This is a genomic window from Aeromonas sp. sia0103 (assembly GCF_963895295.1).
GTDB classification, from domain to species: Bacteria; Pseudomonadota; Gammaproteobacteria; order Enterobacterales; family Aeromonadaceae; genus Aeromonas; species Aeromonas encheleia.
In genome coordinates, this window is sequence record NZ_CAWQKG010000062.1 from 33,757 (window position 1) to 58,981 (window position 25,225).

The following is a 25,225-nucleotide window of genomic DNA, read 5'->3' on the forward strand; positions in this document are numbered from 1 at the left end:
AGCACCAGACCACCATCATGCCGGCCGTTCCATGACGAGACGGCGTTGCTAGCTCTCCACCCTGGCCACCTGGGGCAGCGACGGAAGGGCACCAGACCACTATTATGTCGTCCGTCCCATGATGAGACGCCGTTGCTAGCTCTCCACCCTGGCCACCTTGGGCAGCGACAGAGAGGCGGCCAGGCCGCCCAGCTCGGCTCGTCCCATGATGAAACTGCCGCGATAGGCTTCGGCCAGATCTGACACTATGTTGAGCCCGAGCCCTGAGCCCGGCACCTTCTCGTCGAGCCGCACACCGCGCAGCACCGCCTTGGCGATCTGATCCTCGCTCATGCCGGGGCCGTCATCCTCGATGCGCAGGGTGATCCAGCCCCCCAGCTCGGCGCTGGAGATACGCAGCTGGCTGCTGGACCACTTGAAGGCGTTCTCCAGCAGGTTGCCCACCATCTCGTCGAAATCCTGCTCCTCCACCCCGACCGCCAGGTTGGCCGGCACCTGCAGATCCACCTCCTTGCCCGGATAGAGGCGGGAGAAGGCGCGGCAGATGTATTCGACCCTGGCCCGCACCGGGGTCGAGACCCCCAGGATCTTGGCGGCCCCGGTCACCCTGGCCTTACCGAGGTGATAATCGATGTGGCGCTGGATCTGGTCGAGCTGCTCGTCGATGGCGGCCCTGTCCTCCGGCGGCAACTGGGCCACCTGGTTGCGCATGATGCTGAGGGGCGTCTTGAGCGCGTGGGCCAGGTTGCCGGTGTGAGAGCGGGCCCGCTGCAGCAGTTCACTGTAGTGGTGCAGCAGCCGGTTGATGTCTTCCACCAGCGGCTGGATCTCCAGCGGATAGCGCAGCCGGAACCCTTCCTGATGGCCCTGATGCACCCGTCCCAGCTCACGGCGCAGCAGGTGCAGCGGCCGCAGGCCGTAGACGATCTGGAACATGAAGCCCAGCACCAGCCCGGCGGCGGCGAAGCCCAGCCCCAGGAACAGGCTGATGCGGGTCTTCTTCAGGGTCTGGGTCAGGACGCTGCTGTCCTTGGCCATCACCAGGGTGAACACCCGATCCGAGCCCGGCAGCAGCACGGTGCGGGTCATGATCAGCAGCGGCTCCTTGTTGGGCCCCTTGCCGACGAACAGATCCGGATCGCCAAAGGCCGACTTCAGGCCATGGGCGCTGAGGTGGGCATCCCACAGGGAGCGGGAACGGCTGACCACGTCGCTGCCCAGCTCCAGCTGCCAGTAGTAGCCGGAGTAGGGCTGGCGATAGCGGGGATCGGCCATGGGCTCGGTGACCACGGGCAGCCCATTGGGCTGGATCTCGAGGCGGGAGAGCAGATCATAGAGCTGCAGGCGCAAGCCGTCCGCCTCCGCCTCCTGCCAGTAGTTGCGCATCATGGTCTGCAGGCTGAAGCCGGTGGCGAACAGGAAGAGCCCGCACCAGACCAGGGCGATGACCACCAGCCGGCCGCGCAGGGTGCGCACCAGCCTCATGGGCTCACCCGCCACGCACCATGCCTACCGGAACCGCTCAACACCAAGGTCATTCGTTGATCCTGTACCCTAACCCGCGCACCGTCTCAATCAGATCTGGGTGGGTCTTCTTGCGGATCCGGCCGATGAACACCTCCACGGTATTGGAGTCCCGATCGAAATCCTGGGCGTAGATGTGGTCGATCAGCTCGCTGCGCGACACCACCTTGCCCCTGTGCTGCATCAGGTAACCCAGCACCCGGAACTCGTGGGCGGTGAGCTTGATGGGGGTGCCCTCGTACCACACCTGGGAGGCCGCCATGTCGAGCCGTACCCCGCCGATCTCGAGGATCGAGCTGGCATTGCCCGCCGCACGGCGCACCAGGGCATGGACCCGCGCCACCAGCTCGGCGACCTGGAAGGGTTTGGTGAGGTAGTCGTCGGCGCCGGCGTTCAGCCCCTCGATCTTCTCGTGCAGCTGGCCACGGGCGGTCAGCACCAGCACAGGAGTGTCTATCCCCTTGCTGCGCCACTCTTTTAGCACGCTCAGGCCGTCGCGGCCCGGCAGGCCCAGATCCAGAATGATGGCGTCATAGGGTTCAGTCTCGCCTAGGAAGCCGGCCTCGTTGCCATCGTGGCAGAGATCGGTGACGAAACCGGACAGGCGCAGCTGTTCAGCCAGCTGGCCTGCCAGGGTCTTCTCATCTTCAACTATCAGAATTCGCATGAATTATTTTCCAAAGTGGGGGCACTTCCGGCCGCTCGGGATGAGACGCGGCGAGTCGCGGCGCCGACGCCGCATCGCCTACCCTGTCCGGCGGCAGCTTTGCAAGACGGTCTCGGGGTCACTCTTCTTCCAATGGGGGGCGGGGCTCGAACAGGCGCTCCAGATGGTGGCCCTTGAGCCACACCATCTCCAGATTGTCGGCGCGGTAGCCCACCTTGATGACGCTGTTTTCGCTGTCGATGAGCCGAAGCTCATAGAGCCAGACGCCATTCTCCTCCCCCAGATCGACGCGCAGCACGCGCACCGGCAGGCGGGAGGCGACCTCCATCAGCTCATGAAAAGGTCTGATCCGCCCCTCGCTGACCGCCTGTTGCAGCAAGGCCTCGTTCGGCTGGGCCGCCTGCACCAGTGCCGGCAGCAACAGCCCAAGCAGGGACAGGGCTCTATTCATGGATGATTCATCTCCCAAAACCTAACATAATGCCGTTTATAGTGTGCCAGCCATGAATCCGGAATGAATATGATCCCACGCAGTATCCTGCTGATCCTTTGCCTCTTTTCCACCCTTGGCTGGGCGGCCCAGACGCGTCTCGACATGCCTGCCCTGGTCAAGCTGCTGCTGGCACAAGGGTACCACGACATTCGGGAAGTCGAGCTGGAAGGTGACACATTTGACGTCAGCACCCTGGACGCCAGGGAGCAGAAGGTGCGGCTCAGCGTCGACGCCCACAGCGGCAAGATCACCCAACAAAAAGAGGCCGATTAGGCCTCTTTTGCTATGCGCGTCTGGATGGGGGGAGGGGATCACGCCTCCTCCAGTTTCTGGCGTTGCCGCAGCCTCTGGCGCTGGCGCCAGGGACGCAGCAGCTTCTCGCGCCGCGGCACCAACAGGGCACAGGCCAGCAGCAGGTAGATGAGCGGCTCCTGCCAACCGCTCTTGACCGACCACCAGTAATGCACCGGCACCAGCAGGGCCACCGCATAGATCCAGTTGTGCAACCGCTGCCAGCTCGGGCCCATGGCCCGCAGCAGGGCCGGGATCGAGGTGATGCTCAGGGCCAGCAGCAGCAGCAGCGCCACCGCCCCCACCATGATGTAGCTGCGCTTCACCAGCTCGCCGCCGATGAGCCTCCAGTCGAACTGCAGATCCAGCCCCAGCCACACCATGAAGTGCAATACTGCCCAGGCCGCGCACCAGAGCCCGAGTGGCCGGCGCAGCTTGACGAGCTGCCCCTGCCGCCAGCGTTTGGCGAGCGGCGAGATAAGCAGGGTCAGCAGCAGCAGGTGCAGGGCGCCCTTGCCGAGGTAATGGGTCAGCCCCTGCACCGGATCCCCTCCCAGCAAGCCGGCCGGCACCGCATAGCCCAGCCAGAGCAGGAAGCCAAGGGACGCCAGATGCACCAGGGCCCGCAGCAGGCCGATGTGGCGGCCGGTCAGTCTCGGTGTCAGTACCATTTGCGCAGATCCATGCCCTGATAGAGGGAGGCCACCTCGTCACCGTAGCCGTTGAACAGCAGGGTGGGCTGGCGCTTGGCGCCGAAGATGCTGCCCTCCCCGATGAAGCGTTCGCTGGCCTGGCTCCAGCGCGGGTGATCCACCTGCGGATTGACGTTGGCGTAGAAGCCATATTCGTTCGGTGCCAGCAGATTCCAGGTGGTGGGGGGCATCTCTTCCACCAAGCGGATGGAGACGATGCTCTTGATGCTCTTGAAGCCGTACTTCCAGGGTACCACCAGCCGGATCGGCGCCCCGTTCTGGGCGGGCAGCGTCTTGCCGTAGAGCCCCATCGCCAGGAAGGAGAGCGGGTGCATCGCCTCGTCCATCCGCAGCCCCTCCACATAGGGATAGTCGATGCCGCCCCCCAGGCCGCTGGACGCCTGCCCCGGCAACTGCGCCGGATCATAGAGCGTCTCGAACGCCACGAACTTGGCGCGGCTGGTCGGCTCGGCGCGGCGGATTATCTCCGCAAGGGGGATGCCGCTCCAGGGCAGCACCATGGACCAGGCCTCCACGCAGCGCAGCCGGTAGATCCGCTCCTCCAGCTCGCGCTTGTTGATGAGATCCCACACATCCAGGGTGAAGGGCTTGGCCACCTCCCCCTCCACCTTCAGCGTCCAGGGCTCGGGCTTGAGGTAGTGAGCATTGCGGGCCGGATCCCCCTTGTCGGTCCCCAGCTCGTAGAAGTTGTTGTGGCTGGTCGCCTTCTCCAGCGGGGTCAGGGTCAGCCCCTCAGGCCGGGTCGCGGCCTTGTACTGGATGGCCTTGGTGGCGGCGGCCGGGGCCGGGGTCTCGCTGGAGAAGAGATCGAGCAGACTGGCCTTGACCGGGAAGGCCAGGCTGGCGGTGCCCAACCCCAATCCCTTGAGGATGAGGCGGCGATCCTGATAGACGGCTTCCGGGGTGACATCCCGCTCGGTGGGGTGAAGAGGGTTCGAGTGCTTGATAAACATGAAAAACTCCCGGGGCTATGAGACGACATTCATTAGACCGGCCCCGGCGAGATTTTATTTCACAGCTTTACATCATCTGATACAGAGGCAGTGCCTTGGCCATGGTACCGGCCAGAAACAGCACTATGAACACCAGCAGAGGAACGATCACGTTTGGCACCATCAGACTCACTCCATGAGCAGGACAGGGCCTCTAACTATGGTGCAGCCCCCAAGAAGCCACCAATGAATTTTTTTCGCGAGCGCAAGCGTATTCCCGAGTTGAAAAAGGTGACTCAGATCACACACAATTCGGCCCCTGCTTGCCGCCCCTCAGCCGAAGGGTAGGCTGCCTCCTTTTCCGGATTCAACCACTGAGAGTCATGTCATGAGCCCATTGATCGCCATCGCCATCACGACCGGGATCCTCTCCGCCGTCTGGGGCGGACTGGCCGCCGCCCTCGGCCTCATCTCCTGGGTCGGCTTCCTCGGTTGCACCAGCTACTTCGCCTCGAGTGGCGGCTACAAGGCGTTGCTGCAGACCCTGCTGTGCAATGCCAGCGGCATGCTGTGGGCACTGGTGCTGATCCATGGGGAGAGCTGGTGGGGCGCCGGCATGGCGGGCTATCTGATGACGGGGGTGGTAGCGACCCTGATGTGCGCCCAGGCCAAGCAGCAGTGGCTCGGCTACATTCCCGGCACCTTCGCCGGTTGCTGCGCCACCTTCGGGGCGGCCGGGGAGTGGCGCCTGATCCTGCCATCTCTGGTGATCGGCGCCCTGTTCGGCTATCTGATGAAGGCGAGCGGCCTCTGGCTGTCACGCCGCACCCAGGCCACGAGCAGCATGGTCGACCCCGCCTGAGCCTGGCCACGACCCGCGTGGCCAAAACGCCTGACGTTACCCCTTCGACTTGAAGTTCGCGGCCTCGATACCGTGTCGATTCAACAGCTTGTAGAAATCGGTCCGGTTGCGGCCCGCCATATTGGCCGCCAGGGTCACGTTGCCCTCTGTGGTGCGCAGCAGGCGGATCAGGTACTCCTTCTCGAACTCGGCACGCGCCTCGTTGAACGAGGGGATGCCGCCCACCCCGCCGCTCAGGGCCGACTCGACCATGGCGGCCCCGATCACCGGGCTGCAGCAGAGGCTGGCGAGCTGTTCCACCACCCCATAGAGCTGGCGTACGTTGCCGGGCCAGGCCGCCGCCGCCAGCAGGGCCAGCGCCTCCGGCGAGAAGCCGAGCGCGGCGCAGCTGTCGTGGCGGCTGCGGTATTCATCCAGCGCCTGACGGGCCAGCAACGGGATGTCCTCGCTGCGGGCGCTGAGGGGCGGCAGGGTGATGTTGGCCACGTTGAGCCGGTAGAAGAGATCCTCCCGAAAGCGCCCCTCCTCCATCGCCGTGACCAGATCCTGGTGGCTTGAGCTGATGACCCGCACCTCGGGGGTGCCCTGGCCATACTCCGCCAGCACCTGCAGCAGCTTGGCCTGCAGTGACTCGGACAGGTTACCAATCTCATCCAGAAACAGGGTCGCACCCTTGGCCTGGGCGAACAGACCGGACTGACCGTCTTCCCCGAACAGCTGCAGATCCAGCGCGGGCCAGGGCAGGGCCGCACAGTTGATGGCGTGCAGCGGCTTGTCGTGGCGGTTGCTGGCCTGGTGCAAGGCCTGGGTCATCACCCCCTTGCCGGAGCCGGAAGGGCCCAGGATCAACACCGGCACCTCCATGGTGGCGATGCTGCTCGCCTGGATCAGCAACTGCTCCATCTGCGGATTGCGGGTCTGGATCAGGGACTGCCACTCCCGCTGCTGCTTCGGCCGGGTCAGGCTGAGGGCATGCTCTATGGTGGCAAGCAGCTCATCCTTGTCGATGGGCTTGGTGAGAAAGCTGAACACCCCGGAGCGGGTCGCCTGGATGGCGTCGGGAATGGTGCCGTGGGCGGTCATGATGATGACCGGCATGCCGAGCCACTGAGACTGGATCCGCTCGAACAGCGCCAGCCCATCCATGCCCCCCATCCGCAAGTCGCTCAGCACCAGATCGGCGCGCTGCTGGCGCAGCCTGTCCAGCGCCCCTTCGGCGCTGTCGGCGGTATCCACCTCATAGCCCTGGCTGCGCAGCCGCATGCTCATCAGCTTGAGCAGGCTGGCGTCGTCATCGACCAGCAGGATGCGGCTCATGGCTGGGTCCCGCCATTGAGTTTGCGCTGGTTCAGCTGCTCATCGATGGCGCTGAGCTGCTCGATCTGGCGGCGCAGACGCTGCACCTCCTGGCTCTGATCGTCGCGGCGGCTGTCACGGGCCAGCAGCTCCTCGCCGAGGGCGATCCAGCTGCGCAGGAAGGCCTGGGCGTCCAGGCCGAGTTCGGGCAGCAGGGACTTGAGCTGATCCAGCCCGGCCCGGCGGCTCGCCACCGACTCGGAGGGATGGGTGTTGACCATGGCCAGGTTGACCCGGCTCTCGAGGTCGGTGGCACCGGTCAGGCGCTGGCGCTCCTGTACCCGTTGCTGAGGATGGCTGGCCAGCAGCCAGTCCGAGTATTGCAGGCGGACCTGCATCTCTTTATTGGCAAATTCCATCCGCTTGGCGAGGGCCTGCTCCGACGGCGCCGTCAGACTGGACGACGGCAGCAGGGAACAACCCGAGAGCAGGCTCATCATCAATGCGGGAACAACAAATCGTTTCATTTTGAACTTCACTTCAGATCCAACCGGAAACAGACATCAGCCTGTTCATCTTCAATCAATTTAAGCTCTCCCCCCAGGCTCATCGCCGACTCGCGGGCGATGGAGAGGCCCATGCCAGACCCCTTCAGCAGTCCTTGCCGCACCGTGCTGCCCTGCTCGAACGGCTCGAAGATCCGCTCCTGCTCGGCCTGCGGGATGACGGGCCCTTCGTTGGCCACCTCCAGCCAGCCACCGCTGGCGTCTGCCCCCGCCCGGATCCAGATCTGGCCGCCCTTGGCGCCATAGCTGACCGCGTTGGAGAACAGGTTATCGAGGATGAGTCGCAGGCGATAGGGCTCGGCCTGCAGGCTGATGGGCTCGGTCGGCAAGTGTACACTGATTTGTTTGGATTCCAGTGCCAACCGGTATTCTGTCAACAGTTCATTCAGCAAGGGGGTCAACGGCACCGGCGTCAGGCTGAAGACCTCCTGCTGGCTGAGGCGGTTGAAGTCGAGCAGCCGCTCGATCAGGGTCTGCAGCCGGCGGCTGTTCTCCTCCAGCATCTGGCAGATCTCCTGCTGATCTGGATTGAGCGGACCCACCAGCTGTTCTGACAGCAGATCCGCCCCCTCCCGCAGCACCGCGAGCGGCGTCTTCAGCTCGTGGGAGACGTGGCGCAGGAACTGATACTTCTGCTGCTCCAGCTCTTTAAGCCTATCGTGCAACCAGCCGATCCGCTCCCCCAGCAGCACCAGTTCGGCCGGGCCGTCGACCGGGCGCTTGTCCGGCTCCACGCCGGCCCCCAGGCTCAGGATCCGCGACTCAATCTGACGTACCGGGTGGATGATCAGATAGGTAAACAGCAGCACCAGCAGCAGGCTCAGCACGGCCACGAAGCCGCTGGCCCACCAGATCTCGGTCCTCAGATCGGCGATGGCGGTTCTCATGCGCACCACGTGTTCATCGACCTGGCTGCGGGTGATCACCTCCAGTTGCTGGCTGAGCTGGTTGAATTGATCGAACTTGGGGCTGGTCGCATCGCTCTTCGCCTTGCGCAAGTCCTGCAAGTCATCCAGCCAGGCCAGCGAGGTCTCGAGGCCGGCATAGGCGGCCACATCCGGGATGGATTGCTGATGGGTGGCGAGCAGCTCGCGGTAGTTCGCCAGCTGCTGCTGGTAGCTGGCGAGGATGCGATCATCCCCCAGCACCGCGTAACGCCGCAGGGTGCGCTCCAGATCGACGGCCTGGGTCGTGAGCAGGGTCGCCCGGCGGGTATCGCGCACCGCCCGCTCCAGCTCGTCGCTGGTCAGCTGGCTCAGGTGAGATAAGGCCTGGCTGTCGTGCCAGATCATGCCCCCCAGGGGCATCAGGACCAGGACGAAGCCCATCAATACCACCTGTAGCAGGGAACGGGGGCGTACCTTGGTCATCTTGTGCTGTCTCGACTCTTCATGGGGGGCCCAGCATATCCGCACTGCATCAAAAAGCAAAACCGGCCGAGTGGCCGGTTTGATGCGATGCGGGGACGGCGCTCACGCCAGTCCGACGGATGCCACACAGATGATCAGGATCACTGCCAGGGCCCCGGAGGCGGTCAACAGCGCCCATTTCAGCTCAACACTCATGCAAACCTCCTTTCTGCCAATCAGAGTTGGATCACAACAGATAAAACTATGTTAATTCATAGTAAATCTGATAACCGTGAGCTGCGTATATATTTCAGACGAGACCAACCAAAGGAATGGCAAGCATGTTCTACCTGTGCAGCATTGGCTCAAATCTTGACCCCGCCCATCACGTCAGCCTGGCCGTGGGGGAGCTGCTGGCGCGCTTCGGTCACCTGCGCCTGAGTTCGGTGATCCAGACCAAGCCGGTGGGCATGCGCTCGCGCCACGACTTCCTCAACTGTCTGTTCATCGTCGAGAGCGAGCTGTCGCCGCCCCAACTGAAGGCCGAATTTGTCCGTATGGAGCTGGCCCACGGCCGGGATCGCAGCAATCCCCACTGCAAGGTGACGGACCGACCGCTGGATATCGACATCCTGGCCAGCGGCCCGGTGGCGGACTTCGCCGGCAGCCCGGTGGATGCCTACCTCCGCGAGTTGCTGGCCGAGTGCCATGGCGGCGGTCAGGTGCAGGATCCCAAGGTGGTGCTGCGCCTGCACAGCAGCAAGGTGTTTGTGGAGCAGCGCTTTGGTCAGGCCCCCGTCGATCTCTGGCAGCCAGAGGGTGAGCAGGGCACTGTCATCGCCCACCCGGACGCCGATCCCCGCAATGTCGCCACCCGTCATCACTAGCCTGAGCGCCTAGATAACGGCCAGAGCCCGGCCACCGTCCACTCTGATGCTGGCCCCCGTCATATAGTCATTGGTCATCAGCAGTGTGACCGCCTGCCAGATGGGCTCAAGGCCCCCCTCCCTGGCCAGCGGCGTCCTGGACAGCACCTGCTGGCGCCAGGCGTCGCCGTGTTCATCGAGAAACAGTATGGGGCCCGGCTCTATGGTGTTGACCCGCACGGCCGGTGCCAGTTCGCGGGCAAAGCTCATGGCCAGCGAATGAGCCCCCGCCTTGGTGGCCACATAGGCGGCAAACTGCGGTGCCGGCGCGTGTATATAGATGTCGGTGATGTGGATGATGCTGGCGTTATCATGGCGGGCCAGCCGGGGCGCCAGCGCGCGGTTGAGCTGAAACGGTGCCGCCATGTGCACCCGATAGAACAGCTCGAACTGGGCGAGCTGCGCCGCCGGCTCGCTGGCCTCAGGCTCAAACGCCGAGGCATTGTGGATGATCAACGCCAGATCGTCATGGGCGCTGAGCGCCCCGATCAGCAGCTCGACCTCCGCGGCCTGCGCAAAGTCCGCCTGCACCAGCTCCACCCCCAGGGCCCGCAGATGGGTCAGCTCGGGGCGCTCGCTGCGATAGCTGCCCGTCACCTGCCAACCCGCAGCCACCAGCTGCTCGCACAGGTAGAAACCCAGTCGGCGGCCACAGCCCGTCACCAATGCACGCATAGCCTCTCCTTGTGTCATTAACCATCCTGGCCAACAGGCTCCCGGCCTGGAGACGCCATCCACTTCTCGCCATCCCCCAGCCCTGATTGCCGTTGCGCGGGCTGGATGACGCCGTCGTTCGCCTATCAATGCCCGAGGCAGAACCCATTGGCCGCGTCGTCGGGGGCAAGGGCATAGTGGCCTCATTGAATCTTATGGAGCCACCATCATGCTACAAGTTCGCGATCATATGCAGCGCCTGACCCACTCACTCAGCCCCCAACTCGGCCTGGCCGAGGCGCTGGACCGCTTGCACCAGGCCGGATTGAGCGGGCTGCCCGTGCTCGACGAGCGCCAGCAGCTGATCGGTTTTCTCTCCGAGCAGGACTGCATTCCCAGCCTGCTCACCGGCAGCTATCACTGTGACAGCCGCACCCGGGTGGAGGATCTGATGAGCCACACGCCGCTCTCGGTCGCACCGGATGACAGCATCCTGGATCTGGCGCGCCAGATGACGGGCTCCAAGCCCAAGATCTACCCCGTGTTGCAGCAAGGCAAGGTGATCGGCATCATCAGCCGCCCACTGGTGCTGCAGGCACTCAACCGGCAGATGAAGAGCTGTCAGGCCACCTAGAGCTGATAGCGCCCCCTGTCACCGATATCGAAGTGCAGGGGCATCCGCCACTTGGCCAGACTGAGCAGACAGAGCAGCAGGCCGCACATCAGGGCCACCAGGGCGGCGGCCCAATCGAGCCGGGCCCACTCCAGCAGCCATAACAGTGGCAGCAACAGGGGCACCGCCTTGATGCCGGGGATGGCGAAGCAGAACTGCTCCTTGAACGCCAAGCCGGAGAGCGTTGCCAGCCCGGCCCCCAGCACCAGTGCATCAGGTGCGCCGCAGGCCGCCAGCATCAGCCCGCCCCAACCCAATCCCTGCAGCAGGAAACGGACTCGCTTGTCATAGATGTGCAGGCAGAACCCGCACAGGCCGCTCGCCACCACCAACGCCGTCAACCAGAGGCGTTGAGGTAAAAAATCCTGCCCGATCAGCAGGCTCCCCCCTCGACACAACAGCAGCAAAGCTGCCAGACTCAAGCCGAGACGATAGAGACAGACCGAACATTTGTCGATCGGGTCCAGTTCACTTTCTACTTCAGGATTTGCCATCCGGGGTCGCCTCTGTTGCCTATCTACCGGCCAATATACCCAAATGCAGGTGAACCCGCCCCATGCGTAGGAGATGTGATTTGCGCAGCTTGCTTCTGCTCTGCCTGTTGCTGCCCTGTTGGCTGTCGGCCAAGGAGCTGGTCATCGGCGGCACCCTGGAAGCACCGCTGAAGTCGCTGGATGCCGCCGCCAGGCCCTATGGCCTGGATGTGGATCTGGTGACCGCCATCTTCGGCGCCCTCAAGGTGCCCATCAGGATAGAGCTGACCGATTCGGGGGCCAGGCTCACCCGCAACGCCAAGATGGGTGAGTATGATCTGTTGATGAGCCTCTCCCACAAACCGGAGCGGGAGAGCTATCTGATCTACCCCAAACAGGCCCATATCCGCCACAGCTGGCACTTCTTCGTGCGCAAGGGCGATCTGGACAAGATCCACTACGACACCCTGGCAGACCTCAAGCCCTGGCGCATCGGCATCACCAAGGATTACGCCTACACCCCTGAGCTGAGCGCCGCCGAGCAGGATCCCGACTACCACTTCCAGCAGATCCCCCTCAACCAGTTGCAGCTGCGCAAGCTGGTCGCCGGCCGCATCGATCTGGTGCCCATGTCACTGGTGACCGCCTTCGGCCAGATCCGGAAGGAGCACCTGGAAGACAAACTCGGCTACCTGCCGAAGCCCCTCAAGACCAACCCCTACTACCATGTCTGGTGCAAGGCCCGCGCCGATGAGCAGACCCCGGCCCTGATGGCGGCCTATGACGCCGAACTGCTGCGCATGAAGCAGGACGGTCGCCTCAAGGCCCTCTATGACAGATACGGCATCCCCTATCTCGAACCCTGATCCTCGGCCACAGAGTTCACATCCCGCAGGATAGGGTTCTGCCACGAGCTCAGCGTCTCCATAGGGAAATGGATCTCATCCCATACACCGGAGCGGGCAATCATCAGGGCTTCACATCCCGCAAGATCGGGTTCTGCAGCGAGATCAGGGTCTCGGTGGACTGGATCTCGTCTATGGTCTGGATCTTGTGGATCAGCACCGTCTGCAGCTCGTCGATGGAGCGGGTCATCACCTTCATGAAGATGCTGTAGTGGCCTGTGGTGTAGTAGGCCTCCACCACCTCGTCCAGCGCCTGCAGCTTGGCCAGCGCCGAGGGGTAATCTTTCGCACTCTTGAGATTGATGCCGATGAAGCAGCAGACGTCGTAGCCCAGCTTCTTCGCATTCACCTGCACCCTGGTGCCCTCGATGATCCCCGCCTGCTTCATCTTCTCCACCCGCACATGGATGGTGCCCGGGCTGACCAGCAGCTGTTTGGCCAGCTCGGCATAAGGAATGCGCGCATTGTCCATCAGGGCGGTGAGGATGGCCTGATCGAGATTATCGATCCGATAATTTTCTGGCACTTTTTTGCACTCCCGTTAACGATATCTCAGTAATACCCCGAACATTTTGAACAAAAAAATACGTAAAGCCTATTTCTATTATCGAATATTGAATTTAGTACGCCATCTGTTGAAGAATCGCTACATCCAACGGGTTTGAAACAGGTATTTCCCATGAAACAGCACTACATTCGCAGCCAACAACAGATCAGCTTCGTCAAAGAGATGTTCTCCCGCCAGCTCGCCCAGCAACTCGGTCTGATGGAGGTGCAAGCCCCCATACTGAGCCGGGTCGGTGATGGCACTCAGGACAACCTCTCCGGCTGTGAGCATGCGGTGCAGGTCAAGGTGAAGACACTACCCGAACACAGCTACGAGGTGGTGCACTCCCTGGCCAAATGGAAGCGCCAGACCCTTGGCCGCTTCGGCTTCGGCCCGGGTGAAGGCATCTACACCCACATGAAGGCGCTGCGCCCGGACGAAGACAGACTCACCCCCATCCACTCCGTCTATGTGGATCAGTGGGACTGGGAGAAGGTGATGCCGAGCGAGCGCCGGGATCTGGCCTACCTGCAGGAGACGGTGCGCGGCATCTGGGCCGCCATCAAGGCCACCGAGCGCGCCGTCTGTGCAGAGCACGAGCTGACCCCCTTCCTGCCGAGCGAGATCCAGTTCCTGCACAGCGAAGAGCTGCTGAGCCGTTACCCGGATCTGGATGCCAAGGGCCGTGAGCGCGCCATCGCCAAGGAGCTGGGGGCCGTGTTCCTCATCGGCATCGGCGGTGCCCTGTCCCACGGCGAGCGCCACGACGTGCGCGCCCCGGACTACGACGACTGGAGCAGCGAGAACGATCTCGGCCAGGGTCTGGCGGGGCTGAACGGCGACATCCTGGTGTGGAACCCGGTGCTGGAAGACAGCTTCGAGATCTCCTCCATGGGGATCCGGGTCGATGCCGAGGCGCTGCGTCGCCAGCTCGCCACCACAGGGGATGAGGATCGCCTGCAGTACGACTGGCACCAGGCACTGCTGGCAGGAGAGATGCCGCAGACCATAGGGGGCGGCATAGGCCAATCCCGTCTGGCCATGTTGCTGCTGCAAAAGGAGCACATAGGTCAGGTCCAGGTCGGCGTCTGGTCGGCCGAGATGAAGGCCGCTGTGCCAGGCATGTTGTAAGCAGATTGATGCCTTGCACCTGGCTGGAGGCTGCTCAGGCAGCAGATCGGTCGGGTGCAACGCGAAGTGTGGCCACCCGGGATGGAGAGCGCATCCCGGGCAGGCTGTAAGGAGGGTGACCGCGGTTTGCGGTTCTCTTCGAAACCGGGGCTTGCCCCTGCGGCCCGCTCAACCCACGTCAGGTCGCATCGAATACATTCCTCTCGGCAATCCTCGGATTGCCGCTTTTTTTATGGCCGGAACACATGTTCAAAGCCCGCCCCGATCTGGGTCTGCCCCGGCAGCCCGGCCTTTCGCTTGCCGGTGCAGTGGCAGGCGAACAGACTGTCCACCCCTTCCCGTTGCAGATAGAGTCCCAGCGCCTCCGCCCGCCGCGGACCGGAAAACTTGAGGTGCAGGCCGCCGATGACGGCCTGGATACGCTCGTCACCGCATACTTCCCTGGCCCGCTGCACTATGTTCTCGACCCCGGCATGACCACAGCCGATGAAGATGATAAGGCCTCGCTCCCCCTTGTAGGCCAGCGCCGAGTCATCGCTGATGAGATCTTTCTCCACTCGGCCGCCACGCAGCATATAGCCGAGCAGGGAGGGGGCGGCCCGATCGCGCCGCAGTATGGAGCCCAGGAATACCAGCCGCTCGGATAGCCAGACCGGCTCGGCCGAGCAGTGGGGGATCAGCCCCCTGGCCGCCAGTTGTGGCGGATCCAGCTCGCCCGAGAGGCGGTAGAGGTTGTAGCGCCGGGACAGCAGCGGCAGGAAGTAGCCGCGCTCATTGAACACATCCGGGCAGGCGATCAGCGGGATGGGATCGGGGTAAACGGGCAGGGAGCCGATGCCACCCACATGGTCGTAATGACCGTGGGACAGCACGACGTGGGTGAGGGAGCCGAGATCCATGCCCATCACCTCGGCGTTATGGCGCAAGGCCCGCCCTCTGCCGCTATCGAACAGCACCTTGAGGCCATCGCACTCCAGCACCATCGACAGCCCTCGCTCCGGCAGACAACCTGGGCTGTGTACCTCGTCATCCACCAGCACCGAAAACTTCAGCATGCCATCTCCTTGAAAGCAAAACGCAGGCACGAAGCCTGCGTCTTGATCGATAACCCCATCACTGGGTCATGGTGAGGCCGCCGCTGTCGGCCCCCAGCAGCAATTTCTTGCCGGGGATGACCCGACCGCTGAGCAGCGCCTGGGCCAGCGGGTTCTCCACCTTCTGCTGGATCGCCCGCTTGAGGGGACGCGCCCCGTAGACGGGATCGAAACCGGCATGCACCAGCTTGGTCAGCAACTCCTCGCTCACCTCCACCTCGAAGCCCTGGGACTCCAGACGGCCCATCAGGCTCTTGAGCTGGATGCGGGCGATGGACTTGATGTGATCCTCGCCGAGCGGGTGGAACACCACAGTCTCGTCGATCCGGTTGATGAACTCCGGTCGGAAGCTGCGGGTCAGCAGCTCCATCAACAGGGCCTTCATCTCCTCATAGTCCTTCTCGGCATAGTGCTCCTGGATCAGATCCGAGCCGAGGTTGGAGGTCATGATCACCACCGTATTGCGGAAATCGACGGTACGGCCCTGACCATCGGTCAGACGACCATCGTCCAGCACCTGCAGCAGGATGTTGAACACATCCGGGTGCGCCTTCTCCACCTCGTCCAGCAGGATCACCGAGTAGGGGCGACGGCGTACCGCCTCGGTCAAATAACCCCCCTCCTCGTAACCCACGTAGCCGGGAGGCGCCCCCACCAGCCGCGCCACGCTGTGCTTCTCCATGAACTCGGACATGTCGATGCGCACCATGGCGTCCTGGGTATCGAACAGGAACTCGGCCAGCGCCTTGCACAACTCGGTCTTGCCCACCCCGGTCGGGCCGAGGAACAGGAAGGAGCCGATCGGTCGGTTCGGATCGGACAGCCCGGCCCGGGAGCGGCGAATGGCGTTGGAGACGGCTTCCACCGCCTCTTCCTGGCCGATCACCCGGCTGTGCAGCTGATCTTCCATCCGCAGCAGCTTGTCGCGCTCACCTTCCAGCATCCGCGCCACCGGAATGCCGGTCGCACGGGCCAGCACGTCGGCGATCTCCACGTCGGTGACGCGGTTGCGCAGCAGGCTGGTCTCCTGCATCTCGGCCTGGGTGGCGAGATCCAGCTGCTTCTCCAGCTCGGGAATGCGGCCGTATTGCAGCTCTGACATGCGACCGAGATCGCCGGCGCGACGGGCCACCTCGAGATCCTGACGGGCCTGCTCCAGTGCCGCCTTGATGTGCTGGGTACCGGCCAGCGCCGCCTTCTCGGCCTTCCACACCTCATCCAGCTCGTTGTATTCGCGCTCCTTCTCGCCAATCTCCTGATTGATGAGATCCAGCCGCTTGCGGCTGGCGTCGTCATCCTCCTTCATCAGCGCCTGCTGCTCGAGTTTGAGCTGGATGATGCGCCGCTCCAGCCGATCCAGGGACTCGGGCTTGGAGTCGATCTGCAGCCGGATGCTGGCGGCAGCCTCGTCGATGAGGTCGATGGCCTTGTCCGGCAACTGGCGATCGGCGATGTAACGGTGCGACAGCTGGGCCGCCGCCACGATCGCAGGGTCGGTGATCTGCACATGGTGGTGCAGCTCATAACGCTCCTTCAGGCCGCGCAGTATGGCGATGGTATCCTCCACCGAGGGCTCCTCCACCAGCACCTTCTGGAAGCGGCGCTCGAGGGCGGCATCTTTCTCTATGTACTGGCGGTACTCGTCCAGGGTGGTGGCACCGACGCAGTGCAGGTCGCCACGGGCCAGCGCAGGTTTCAGCATGTTGCCCGCGTCCATGGCTCCTTCGCCCTTGCCGGCGCCGACCATGGTATGCAGCTCGTCGATGAAGAGGATGACGTTGCCCTCCTCCTTGGCGAGATCGCTCAGCACGGCTTTCAGCCGCTCCTCAAACTCGCCGCGGTACTTGGCACCGGCCACCAGGGCGCCCATGTCCAGGGAGAGCACCCGCTTGTTCTTGAGCCCTTCCGGCACCTCGCCGTTGATGATGCGCTGGGCCAGCCCCTCGACGATGGCGGTCTTGCCGACACCGGGGGCCCCGATCAGCACGGGGTTGTTCTTGGTACGGCGCTGCAGCACCTGGATGGTGCGGCGGATCTCTTCATCCCGCCCGATGACGGGATCGAGCTTGCCGAGTTCGGCCCGCTCGGTGAGATCGACGGTGTACTTCTCCAGCGCCTGACGGTTCTCCTCGGCGTTGGCGTCATCGATCTTCTTGCCGCCACGGACCTTGTCGATGGCCTGCTCGAGTTTCTCCTTGGTCAGGCCCTGGGCGCGCAGCAGCTCCCCCAGGTTGCCCTTCTCGTCGAGGGCCGCCAGCACGAACAGCTCGGACGAGATGAACTGATCCTTGCGCTGCTGGGCCAGCTTGTCGCAGACGTTGAGCAGCCGGCCCAGGCCATTGGAGAGCTGCACATCCCCCTCGACGCCGCTCACTCTGGGCAGGCGGTCGAGCTCCTCACCGAGGCGCGAGCGCAGGGCGTTGATGTCCATCCCGCACAGGGTCAAGAGCGGACGAATAGAACCGCCATCCTGGTTGACCAGGGCGGTCATCAGGTGAGCGGGTTCGATAAATTGATGATCACGACCCAGTGCGAGTGACTGGGCATCGGAGATAGCTACTTGGAATTTACTGGTCAGGCGATCGAGGCGCATTGCACTCCCCCCTTTGAAACAGACGCCGCCCTGGGCGGCAACAACAGAACTTTCTGACAAGGAAGATGAGGTCAAGGGCCGCGATTTCAAGGGGAAGGGCTGTTTATTTTTCCCTCAACATGGGAATCAGAGGGAGCCGCCCCTACCCGGCAAGGGCGGCACGGCTCACTCAGCCCGCCGGCGCGGGGCGGCCATCAGATCGCTCCGGCCATCACGGCAGAAACAGGCATCGAGGACTCCCCGATTCAGTCCGCCAGCCAGATGAGCGAGGCCATGCGGCCGGTCTGGCCGTCGCGGCGATAGGAGTAGAAGCGCTCGTCATCGCTGAAGGTGCAGTGCTCGCCGCCATAGACGGCGCTCACCCCGGCACGGGCCAGCCGCAGCCGGGCCAGCAGGTAGATGTCCGCCAGCCACTTGCCCTCGTTGACAGAGGGCGCGAAGGCGGCGGCCGCCTCGGCCTGCTCGGCCAGGAAGGCGTCGCGCACCTCGCCCCCCACCTCGAATGCCCGGGGGCCTATGGCCGGCCCAAGCCAGGCGAGCAGATCAGCCGGCTCGCAGCCCATGGCGGCGATGCTGGCCTCCAGCACGCCACCCTGCAGCCCGCGCCAGCCGGCGTGAGCTGCGGCCACCCGGGTGCCGGCCCGGTCGCAGAACAGCACCGGCAGGCAGTCGGCGGTCATCACTATGCAGGCCAGGCCGGCCTCGTGGGCGCAGGCCGCATCGGCCTGCGGCGTGGCGCCGAGCGCGTTGCTGACCGGGTGGACTAGGGTGCCGTGTACCTGATCGAGCCAGTTTAGCCGACCCGGGATCCCGGCCGCCTGCTGCAAGGCGGCGCGGTTAGCCTCGACTCTGGCCGCCTCGTCGCCCACATGGGCCCCCAGGTTCAGGCCGCGAAAGACCCCCTCGCTGACACCGCCATCCCGGGTGGTCGACAGCGCCCGCACTGAGGCCGGGGCCGGCCAGTCAGGTACGATCCACTTCATCTTCTCTCCTTCATTTTCAACAAATAAAAAAGGGGCTCCTTATCTGTCATCAGCTAAGGAGCCCCGTTTGGCCTGTTATCCGGGCCTGGTTACGGCAGAAGCCTACGCAGGCCTCGACCGATCAACCCCAGACCAGATCGTCCGGGTTGGCCAGGGTGTCTGCACGCAGCACTTCCATCAGATCCAGCATGTCTTGCGGGGTGGCAGAGTGCCACTCCATGACTTCGCCGGTGATGGGGTGCGCCAGCTTCAGCATGGTGGCATGCAGCGCCTGGCGGTGGAAGCCGCGCAGCGCCTGAGTCAGCTCCGGGGTCGCGTTGCGCAGCAGGCGCATACGGCCACCGTAGGCGGGATCACCCACCAGTGGGTGCTTGATATGAGCCATGTGCACGCGGATCTGGTGGGTACGCCCCGTCTCCAGCCGCAGACGCAGTCGGGTGTGGCCACGGAACTTCTCATGTACCCGGAAGTGGGTCACGGAAGGACGGCCATTGGGCACCACAGCCATGTGGGTACGCTGGGTCGGGTGACGGCCGATGGGGGCGTCCACTGTGCCGCCTGCGGTCATGTGACCGATGGCGATGGCTTCATACTCACGGGTGATCTGGCGCGCCTGCAGCGCCTCCACCAGATGGGTCTGGGCCGGTACCGTCTTGGCGACCACCATCAGACCGGTGGTGTCCTTATCCAGACGGTGCACTATGCCGGCACGGGGCACCTCGGCAATGCCGGGGTAGCGGTGCAGCAGGGCGTTGAGGATGGTGCCATCCGGTGTGCCGGCGCCCGGGTGAACCACCAGGCCAGCCGGCTTGTCGATCACCAGGATGTGTTCATCTTCATAGATGATGTTGAGTTCGATATCCTGAGCATCCCAACGGGTGTCATCTTCCAACTCGACATCTACATGTACCTGTTGCCCTGCCAGCACTTTCTCGCGCGGGGTGTTGGCAACCTGACCGTCCAGGGTCACTCTGTCCTGTAAAATCCACTCCTTGATGCGGGTTCTGGAGTAGTCTGGAAACAATTCAGCCAGGGCCTGGTCGAGTCGCTGCCCGAATTGGTGATCCTGAAATTCGCCTGTCAGTTCAATATGCTGGCTCATGTATGGTCTCTTGAGCGGGGGTATCAATTCGAAATAATCCGGGTATTCTAGCTTTTCTTTTAGCCAAGCATAACGGATACTTTGCCAATTTCGTGGAAATGGACCGGATGTTGTTGATGGGAAAGAAGTCTCACCTGCTGATGTCGCTCGCCTTGATCGCTACCCTGATCACTGGCTGTTCCAGCACCAAACCCAAGGTTCCCGACGAACCGCCGGAAGTCCTGTACCAACAGGCACGCCTCAAGCTGGATACAGGTAACTACCTGAATGCCATCGAGTTACTGGAAGCATTGGACTCACGCTACCCCTTCGGTGCCTACTCCAGCCAGGTTCAGCTTGACCTGATCTACGCCTACTACAAACAGGATGATACCGCCCAGGCCATCGCCAATATCGACCGGTTCATCCGCCTCAATCCTGCCCACAAGAACATAGATTATGTGTTCTACATGCGTGGCCTGACCAACATGGCGGCGGATTACAACTTCTTCCAGGACTTCCTGGGGATAGATCGGGACGACAAGGACCCCTCCTACGCCCGTCAGGCCTTCCAGGACTTCAAGACGCTGCTGCAGAACTACCCCAACAGCAGCTTTGCCGCCGATGCCCGTGCCCGCATGATAGGTCTGAAGACCCGTCTCGCTCGCTACGATCTGGGGGTGGCCGAGTATTACGTGAAGCGTGATGCGCTGATCGCCGCCGCCAACCGCGCCAAGATGGTGGTCGAGACCTATCCCGATACCGTCGAGACCGAGAAGGCGCTGGAGATCATGGTCAACGCCTACGATACCCTGAAGATGCCGACCCTGGCCCAGCACGCCCGCGAGGTGCTGGCCAAGAACTACCCGGACAATCGCCTCGGCCGTGGCTGAGTGAGACCGGAACAAAAAACCGATGCCTAGGCATCGGTTTTTTTATGGGCGCGACCAGTGCCGCGCCCGAACACCAGCCCTACTTTGCCACATTGCCCGCTACGTTGAGCACATCCCAGGTGCGGGAGAAGGGCGGTGCGTAGGCGAAGTCCAGCATGCCGAGCTGCTCGGTGGTGACCCCCATGGTGATGGCCACCGCCAGCGCGTCGATGCGGTGCACGGCCCCCTTGCGCCCCAGGATCTGGCCCCCCAGCAGGCGCTTGCTGCCCGCCTCATACACCAGCTTGACGTGGATGTCGGACTGGCCCGGGCAGTAGTTGGTGTGGCACTTGTCCTTGATCAGCACGGTGCGATAGTCGATGCCCAGCGCCTGCGCCTCCCGCTCGGACAGGCCGGTACGGCCCGCCTCCAGCCCCAGCACCTTGAGCGCCGCAGAGCCTAACGTGCCTGGGAATTCCTGTTCGGCACCGGCCAGGTTCTCACCCACCATGCGCCCCAGCTTGTTGGCGATGGTGGCGAGCGGCACATAGACCTGCTGCTGCTTGACGCTGTGCCAGACGCTGGCACAGTCCCCCGCCGACCAGACGTTGGGCAGCGAGCTGCGGCCCTGCCGGTCCACCTCGATGGCGCCGTTGGCCAGTCGTTTGATGCCGGTATCGGCCAGGAACTCGGTGTTGGGCCTGACCCCGGTGCAGACCACCACTATATCGGCCTCGTAGCAGCCCTGGTCGGTGCGCACGCCACTGACCCTGCCGTCCCCCAGCAGCGCCTCCACCCGCTCTCCCAGGTGCACAGAGACGCCCTGCTCACGTAGCTCGGTCTCGATGTGCAGAGTGATCTCTGAATCGAAGGCATCGGGGATGACCCGATCCGCCAGCTCGATGAGTCGCACCTCCTTGCCCTGATGCACCAATGCCTCCACCACCTCCAGCCCGATGAAGCCGGAGCCGATGACGACGGCTTTCTGCTTGCTGCCATCCTGCACCGCGGCCTTCAACGCCAGGCCATCGGCCAGACGGCGCAGGCCGAACACCCCCTCCTGCTGCAGGCCGGGGATCGGCGGCATCTGCTCACGGGCACCGGTGGCGATCATCAGGCGATCGTAATGGTCGCTGAAGCTGTCGCCATCATGCTCGACCCTCAGGGTCTGATTCTTGGCATCCAGCGCCAGCACCCGGTGGCCGGTCTTGACCTCGATCCCCTTGGCGGCGAACTGCGCCGGGGTGAACTCGGCCATGTAGCCGGGCTCCTGGAAGTCGTCGCCGACGAAGTAGGGCAGCCCGCAGGCCCCGAAGGAGATCACCTCGGAGGCCTCATACACCACAATCTCGGCATCCTTGGCCAGACGGCGGGCCTTGGCGGCCGCACTCATGCCGGCGGCTTCGCCACCTATGATCACAATACGCATTGCTTGACTCCTGTTACGACAGGGGAGGCATCGCCTCCCCTGATTGATCTATTAGCTGGGAACGGGCCCCCGTGGATGGGTCAGACCGCGGACTCTTCGCCGTCCAGGCTGACCTCGGCATCGCTGTTGAAGACCGCCATGTCGGTCTGCCCCATCAGGCGGCCAGTGATGGTGCCCGCAGTGATGGAGCCGGAGACGTTGAGGGCGGTGCGGCCCATGTCGATGAGCGGCTCGATGGAGATGAGCAGGCCCGCCAGCGCCACCGGGAAGTCCAGTGCCGACAGCACGATCAGCGCCGCGAAGGTGGCGCCGCCGCCGACCCCGGCCACCCCGAACGAGCTGACGGTGATGATGGCGATCAGCGTCATGATGAAGCCGGGATCCATCGGGTTGACGCCGACGGTCGGGGCTATCATCACCGCCAGCATGGCCGGGTAGATGCCGGCGCAGCCGTTCTGGCCTATGGTGGCGCCGAAGGAGGCGGCGAAGTTCGCGATCCCTTCAGGCACGCCGAGCGCCTTGGTCTGGGTCTGCACGTTCATCGGGATGGAGCCCGCGCTGGTGCGCGAGGTGAAGGCGAACGCCAGCACCGGCATGATCTTCTTCAGGAAGCGGGCCGGGTTGATGCCCACCAGGCTCACCAGCAGCAGGTGCACGCCGAACATGATGGCGATGGCGCCGTAGGAGGCCAGCACGAAGTTCAGCAGGTTGATGATGTCGGCGTAGTTGGAGCCGGAGACCACCTTGGCCATCAGCGCCAGCACGCCATAGGGGGTGAGGCGCAGCACCAGGGTCACCATCCGCATCACTATGGCGTGGGCCACCAGCATGAAGCGTTCGAAGCTCGCGAAGATCTCGGGTTTCTTGCGGGCGATACCGGTGGCGGACAGGCCGATGAAGATGGAGAAGATCACCACGGCTATGGTGGAGGTCTTGCGCGCCCCCGTCATGTCGAGGAAGGGATTGGCCGGGATGAACTCCAGCACCATCTTGGCGAAGGACATGCTCTCGACACTGCCGAGGCTGGTCTGCAGGGCCGCGCCACGGGCGGTCTCGGCGGCGCCGGCGACCAGTCCCTCGGCGGTCAGGCCGAACAGGTTGGACATCAGTATGCCCGCCCCGGCGGCGATCATGGTGGTGAAGATCAGCACCCCTATGGTCAGGGCGCTGATCTTGCCGAGCGAGCTGCCGCCGCTCAGCTTGAGGATGGCGCCTATGATGGAGACCATGATAAGCGGCACTATGATCATCTGCAGCAGCTTCACGTAGCCGCTGCCGACGATGTCCAGATAGTCATTGGTCTGCACCAGTACCTCGGAGCCGACCCCGTGCAGCAGTTGCAGCGCCCCGCCAAACAAGATGCCCAACCCCAGCCCCGAGAAGACCCGGCGGGTGAAGCTGACATGGGTCTGCTGCAACCGGTAGAGAAACAGCAACAACATGACCAGGATGGCCAGATTACCGATAACGCTAAGTGTCATGATATTCCCCAAAAAATAAACGGGCGAGGCCCGAGATTGACGGACGGGCGCCTCGTGCGCCTCGCCCTGAAACTGACCGCATCGTGGCGGTCCGTCCCCCGGTATGCCGGGGTGACGTCAATGCATGCAAACACCGAGGGTGGCCTGCGCCACCCTCGTCATCAGTTCCCCTTGCCCTGCTGTTTGGCCCGCATGATGTTGATGATCTCGATGTCGGTATCCAGCATCCCCCGCTTGGAGAGGCGCCCCAGATTGGCGATGGTCTGATCCACGTCATCGGAGACTATGCCCTCGCTCTGGGGCACGTGCAGGTTGTTGATCGCCATCAGCGACGACTTGACCGCCGCCGAGGTGGAGGTCGACACCTTCATGGAGCAGGCGCTGCCCGCACCGTCGCAGATGATACCGGAAACATCGCCGATCATGTTGTTGATGCAGTGACTGATCTGCTCGAACTGACCCCCCAGCAGCCAGGTGATGGCGGCCCCCGAGCCCATGGCGGCGGTGCTGGCGGCGCACAGGGCCGACAGCTTGTTCTGGTACATCTTGATGTAGATGGCGACCAGATGGCTCATCACCAGCGCCCGGGTCAGCTGCTCCTCGTCGGCCTTGAGGAAGCGGGCGGCGGCCACCACCGGCATGGTGGCAGCGATGCCCTGGTTGCCCGAGCCCGAATTGGACATGGCGGGCAGCATGGCGCCGTCCATGCGCGCATCCGACGCGGCCGACGACAGGCGCATGGCCAGCGTCATCAGATCGTCGGACAGCAGCTTGCGCTCCACCTGTTCGGTCAGGATCTTGCCGATGCTCAGGCCATAGCCCTGCAGCCCCTCGTCCGCCAGCGCCTGGTTCATGCTGGCCGCCTCGCGGATGAAGGCGATCTCGGCCAGCGGCACCTCCAGGGCGAACGCCACTATCTCGCGCAGTGTCATACCGGGCTTGTCAGACTTGGCGGGCTGGATCTGCACGCCGGGGGCGCTGGCCTGCTCCATCAGCACCTCGCCATCCTTCTCCAGCAGCACGATGCGGGTGTGATCGGTGCAGATCACCACCCGGGCGCTGTGACCGTCGGCCTCGGCCAGCACCTCGGCGTAGAGCACGTCCGGCACGTCCTTCACATCCACCTGGATGACGGGCAGCAGCGCCTTGGCGGCCTCCACCTGGGCCGGGGTGAGGCCCTTGAGCACCTCCAGTCCGGCGTCCGGGTTACCCCCGGTGATGCCGACCGCGGCGGCGACCGGCAGGCCTATCATGCCGGTGCCGGGCACGCCGACCCCCATGCCGTTCTTGAACAGGTTGCCACTGACCCAGATGCTGATGCGGGTCGGTACCTGGCCCAGCAGCTTGCGGCAGTTGGCCGCCGCCAGCGCCACCGACATGGGCTCGGTGCAGCCAAGGGCCGGCACCACTTCACGCTTGAGCAGGGTTATGAAATCGGTCCATTGTGCTTTCATCTGTGGTTTCTCTGGTTCGCTATGCCGCTGGGCACATACTGCATGATCGGATCGGATCCACCCTGATGGTGAACGGGAGGAGGGCGCCAGCCTGGCAGGCCCTCCCCTCTGTAAATTTATTTGATCTTAGTGACGCCGGACTCAAATAAAATTGAGCCAGCTCGCTTTTCGCCGCCATTATGCCTTCCAGCAGGGGCAACGTCACCGGATTGCGATCCCGATCACGACCCGCCGCC

Annotated in this window: 26 protein-coding genes; 7 read left to right on the top strand and 19 right to left on the bottom strand. The window is 63.6% G+C overall.

Annotated elements, in window-relative coordinates; genetic code table 11:
* Nucleotides 1-135: 135 nt before the first annotated feature.
* The 3 genes from AACW18_RS20075 to AACW18_RS20085 all read right to left on the bottom strand — a co-directional run bounded on the left by AACW18_RS20075 (nt 136) and on the right by AACW18_RS20085 (nt 2,642).
* The gene (locus AACW18_RS20075) at nt 136-1,485 is read right to left on the bottom strand and encodes a sensor histidine kinase (RefSeq protein WP_042654470.1); all 1,350 of its coding nucleotides are present in this window, start codon (nt 1,483-1,485) and stop codon (nt 136-138) included.
* Between the two features lie 49 nt (nt 1,486-1,534).
* Nucleotides 1,535-2,191: a response regulator transcription factor gene (locus AACW18_RS20080; RefSeq protein WP_042025200.1), complete on the bottom strand. Its 657-nt coding sequence runs from the start codon at nt 2,189-2,191 to the stop codon at nt 1,535-1,537.
* Nucleotides 2,192-2,309: 118 nt separating this feature from the next.
* Nucleotides 2,310-2,642 (bottom strand): PepSY domain-containing protein, encoded by a 333-nt coding sequence (locus AACW18_RS20085; RefSeq protein WP_042654339.1) that lies wholly within the window; start codon nt 2,640-2,642, stop codon nt 2,310-2,312.
* A gap of 63 nt (nt 2,643-2,705) precedes the next feature.
* Between AACW18_RS20085 and AACW18_RS20090 the strand changes: the two genes are divergently transcribed.
* On the top strand, nt 2,706-2,957 hold the full coding sequence (locus AACW18_RS20090; protein WP_042654340.1) for a PepSY domain-containing protein: 252 nt from the start codon (nt 2,706-2,708) through the stop codon (nt 2,955-2,957).
* A 38-nt stretch (nt 2,958-2,995) separates the two neighbouring features.
* On the opposite strand, the gene msrQ is transcribed toward AACW18_RS20090, so the two are convergent.
* Nucleotides 2,996-3,640 (bottom strand): protein-methionine-sulfoxide reductase heme-binding subunit MsrQ, encoded by a 645-nt coding sequence (gene msrQ, locus AACW18_RS20095; RefSeq protein ID WP_126623445.1) that lies wholly within the window; start codon nt 3,638-3,640, stop codon nt 2,996-2,998.
* The gene (gene msrP / locus AACW18_RS20100; protein ID WP_042654342.1) at nt 3,637-4,641 is read right to left on the bottom strand and encodes a protein-methionine-sulfoxide reductase catalytic subunit MsrP; all 1,005 of its coding nucleotides are present in this window, start codon (nt 4,639-4,641) and stop codon (nt 3,637-3,639) included. The genes msrQ and msrP overlap by 4 nt, the downstream gene beginning before the upstream one ends.
* Before the next feature lie 367 nt (nt 4,642-5,008).
* Between msrP and AACW18_RS20105 the strand changes: the two genes are divergently transcribed.
* Nucleotides 5,009-5,482, top strand: a complete 474-nt coding sequence (locus AACW18_RS20105; RefSeq protein ID WP_218389659.1) for a DUF1097 domain-containing protein — start codon at nt 5,009-5,011, stop codon at nt 5,480-5,482.
* A 36-nt stretch (nt 5,483-5,518) separates the two neighbouring features.
* Here the strand turns inward: AACW18_RS20105 and AACW18_RS20110 are convergent, their stop codons facing one another.
* The 4 genes from AACW18_RS20110 to cydH all read right to left on the bottom strand — a co-directional run bounded on the left by AACW18_RS20110 (nt 5,519) and on the right by cydH (nt 8,909).
* Entirely contained in the window at nt 5,519-6,799 is a 1,281-nt protein-coding gene (locus tag AACW18_RS20110; protein WP_042654344.1) for a sigma 54-interacting transcriptional regulator, read from the bottom strand.
* Nucleotides 6,796-7,305 carry a hypothetical protein gene (locus AACW18_RS20115; protein ID WP_042654345.1) on the bottom strand — a complete coding sequence of 170 codons (510 nt, stop codon included), beginning with the start codon at nt 7,303-7,305 and terminating at the stop codon, nt 6,796-6,798. The genes AACW18_RS20110 and AACW18_RS20115 overlap by 4 nt, the downstream gene beginning before the upstream one ends.
* A gap of 8 nt (nt 7,306-7,313) precedes the next feature.
* The gene (locus AACW18_RS20120) at nt 7,314-8,714 is read right to left on the bottom strand and encodes a sensor histidine kinase (RefSeq protein ID WP_218389660.1); all 1,401 of its coding nucleotides are present in this window, start codon (nt 8,712-8,714) and stop codon (nt 7,314-7,316) included.
* A gap of 102 nt (nt 8,715-8,816) precedes the next feature.
* Nucleotides 8,817-8,909, bottom strand: a complete 93-nt coding sequence (gene cydH, locus AACW18_RS20125; protein ID WP_126623226.1) for a cytochrome bd-I oxidase subunit CydH — start codon at nt 8,907-8,909, stop codon at nt 8,817-8,819.
* 125 nt (nt 8,910-9,034) lie between these two features.
* Between cydH and folK the strand changes: the two genes are divergently transcribed.
* On the top strand, nt 9,035-9,580 hold the full coding sequence (gene folK / locus AACW18_RS20130; RefSeq protein ID WP_218389661.1) for a 2-amino-4-hydroxy-6-hydroxymethyldihydropteridine diphosphokinase: 546 nt from the start codon (nt 9,035-9,037) through the stop codon (nt 9,578-9,580).
* A 9-nt stretch (nt 9,581-9,589) separates the two neighbouring features.
* On the opposite strand, the gene AACW18_RS20135 is transcribed toward folK, so the two are convergent.
* Nucleotides 9,590-10,294: an SDR family oxidoreductase gene (locus tag AACW18_RS20135; protein ID WP_218389662.1), complete on the bottom strand. Its 705-nt coding sequence runs from the start codon at nt 10,292-10,294 to the stop codon at nt 9,590-9,592.
* A gap of 208 nt (nt 10,295-10,502) precedes the next feature.
* Here AACW18_RS20135 and AACW18_RS20140 point away from each other — a divergent pair, with 208 nt between their 5' ends.
* Complete coding sequence (locus AACW18_RS20140; RefSeq protein ID WP_042654349.1) at nt 10,503-10,907, top strand: CBS domain-containing protein; 405 nt, start codon at nt 10,503-10,505, stop codon at nt 10,905-10,907.
* Here the strand turns inward: AACW18_RS20140 and AACW18_RS20145 are convergent.
* Nucleotides 10,904-11,440 (bottom strand): DUF2301 domain-containing membrane protein, encoded by a 537-nt coding sequence (locus tag AACW18_RS20145; RefSeq protein ID WP_218389663.1) that lies wholly within the window; start codon nt 11,438-11,440, stop codon nt 10,904-10,906. The genes AACW18_RS20140 and AACW18_RS20145 overlap by 4 nt on opposite strands.
* Before the next feature lie 80 nt (nt 11,441-11,520).
* Between AACW18_RS20145 and AACW18_RS20150 the strand changes: the two genes are divergently transcribed.
* A complete protein-coding gene (locus tag AACW18_RS20150; RefSeq protein WP_218389664.1) occupies nt 11,521-12,285 on the top strand; it encodes a substrate-binding periplasmic protein in 765 nt (254 codons plus the stop codon).
* A gap of 103 nt (nt 12,286-12,388) precedes the next feature.
* On the opposite strand, the gene asnC is transcribed toward AACW18_RS20150, so the two are convergent.
* The gene (asnC, locus tag AACW18_RS20155) at nt 12,389-12,850 is read right to left on the bottom strand and encodes a transcriptional regulator AsnC (RefSeq protein WP_042654352.1); all 462 of its coding nucleotides are present in this window, start codon (nt 12,848-12,850) and stop codon (nt 12,389-12,391) included.
* Nucleotides 12,851-13,003: 153 nt separating this feature from the next.
* Between asnC and asnA the strand changes: the two genes are divergently transcribed.
* Nucleotides 13,004-14,002 (top strand): aspartate--ammonia ligase, encoded by a 999-nt coding sequence (asnA, locus tag AACW18_RS20160; RefSeq protein WP_042654353.1) that lies wholly within the window; start codon nt 13,004-13,006, stop codon nt 14,000-14,002.
* 230 nt (nt 14,003-14,232) lie between these two features.
* Here the strand turns inward: asnA and AACW18_RS20165 are convergent, their stop codons facing one another.
* The 4 genes from AACW18_RS20165 to rluD all read right to left on the bottom strand — a co-directional run bounded on the left by AACW18_RS20165 (nt 14,233) and on the right by rluD (nt 19,774).
* A complete protein-coding gene (locus AACW18_RS20165; protein WP_218389665.1) occupies nt 14,233-15,057 on the bottom strand; it encodes an MBL fold metallo-hydrolase in 825 nt (274 codons plus the stop codon).
* A 58-nt stretch (nt 15,058-15,115) separates the two neighbouring features.
* Nucleotides 15,116-17,689 carry an ATP-dependent chaperone ClpB gene (gene clpB, locus AACW18_RS20170; RefSeq protein WP_218389666.1) on the bottom strand — a complete coding sequence of 858 codons (2,574 nt, stop codon included), beginning with the start codon at nt 17,687-17,689 and terminating at the stop codon, nt 15,116-15,118.
* A gap of 245 nt (nt 17,690-17,934) precedes the next feature.
* Nucleotides 17,935-18,672, bottom strand: coding sequence for a peptidoglycan editing factor PgeF (gene pgeF / locus AACW18_RS20175; RefSeq protein WP_218389667.1), 738 nt, complete (start codon nt 18,670-18,672; stop codon nt 17,935-17,937).
* Nucleotides 18,673-18,793: 121 nt separating this feature from the next.
* Nucleotides 18,794-19,774: a 23S rRNA pseudouridine(1911/1915/1917) synthase RluD gene (gene rluD / locus AACW18_RS20180; protein WP_042654357.1), complete on the bottom strand. Its 981-nt coding sequence runs from the start codon at nt 19,772-19,774 to the stop codon at nt 18,794-18,796.
* Between the two features lie 116 nt (nt 19,775-19,890).
* Between rluD and AACW18_RS20185 the strand changes: the two genes are divergently transcribed.
* Nucleotides 19,891-20,646 carry an outer membrane protein assembly factor BamD gene (locus tag AACW18_RS20185; protein WP_042654471.1) on the top strand — a complete coding sequence of 252 codons (756 nt, stop codon included), beginning with the start codon at nt 19,891-19,893 and terminating at the stop codon, nt 20,644-20,646.
* A 79-nt stretch (nt 20,647-20,725) separates the two neighbouring features.
* On the opposite strand, the gene AACW18_RS20190 is transcribed toward AACW18_RS20185, so the two are convergent.
* The 3 genes from AACW18_RS20190 to AACW18_RS20200 form a co-directional block, all read right to left on the bottom strand.
* Nucleotides 20,726-22,054 carry a CoA-disulfide reductase gene (locus AACW18_RS20190; protein WP_218389668.1) on the bottom strand — a complete coding sequence of 443 codons (1,329 nt, stop codon included), beginning with the start codon at nt 22,052-22,054 and terminating at the stop codon, nt 20,726-20,728.
* Nucleotides 22,055-22,134: 80 nt separating this feature from the next.
* The gene (locus AACW18_RS20195; protein ID WP_042654359.1) at nt 22,135-23,535 is read right to left on the bottom strand and encodes an L-cystine transporter; all 1,401 of its coding nucleotides are present in this window, start codon (nt 23,533-23,535) and stop codon (nt 22,135-22,137) included.
* A 161-nt stretch (nt 23,536-23,696) separates the two neighbouring features.
* Nucleotides 23,697-24,989 carry an L-cysteine desulfidase family protein gene (locus tag AACW18_RS20200; RefSeq protein ID WP_218292022.1) on the bottom strand — a complete coding sequence of 431 codons (1,293 nt, stop codon included), beginning with the start codon at nt 24,987-24,989 and terminating at the stop codon, nt 23,697-23,699.
* Nucleotides 24,990-25,225 lie beyond the last annotated feature (236 nt).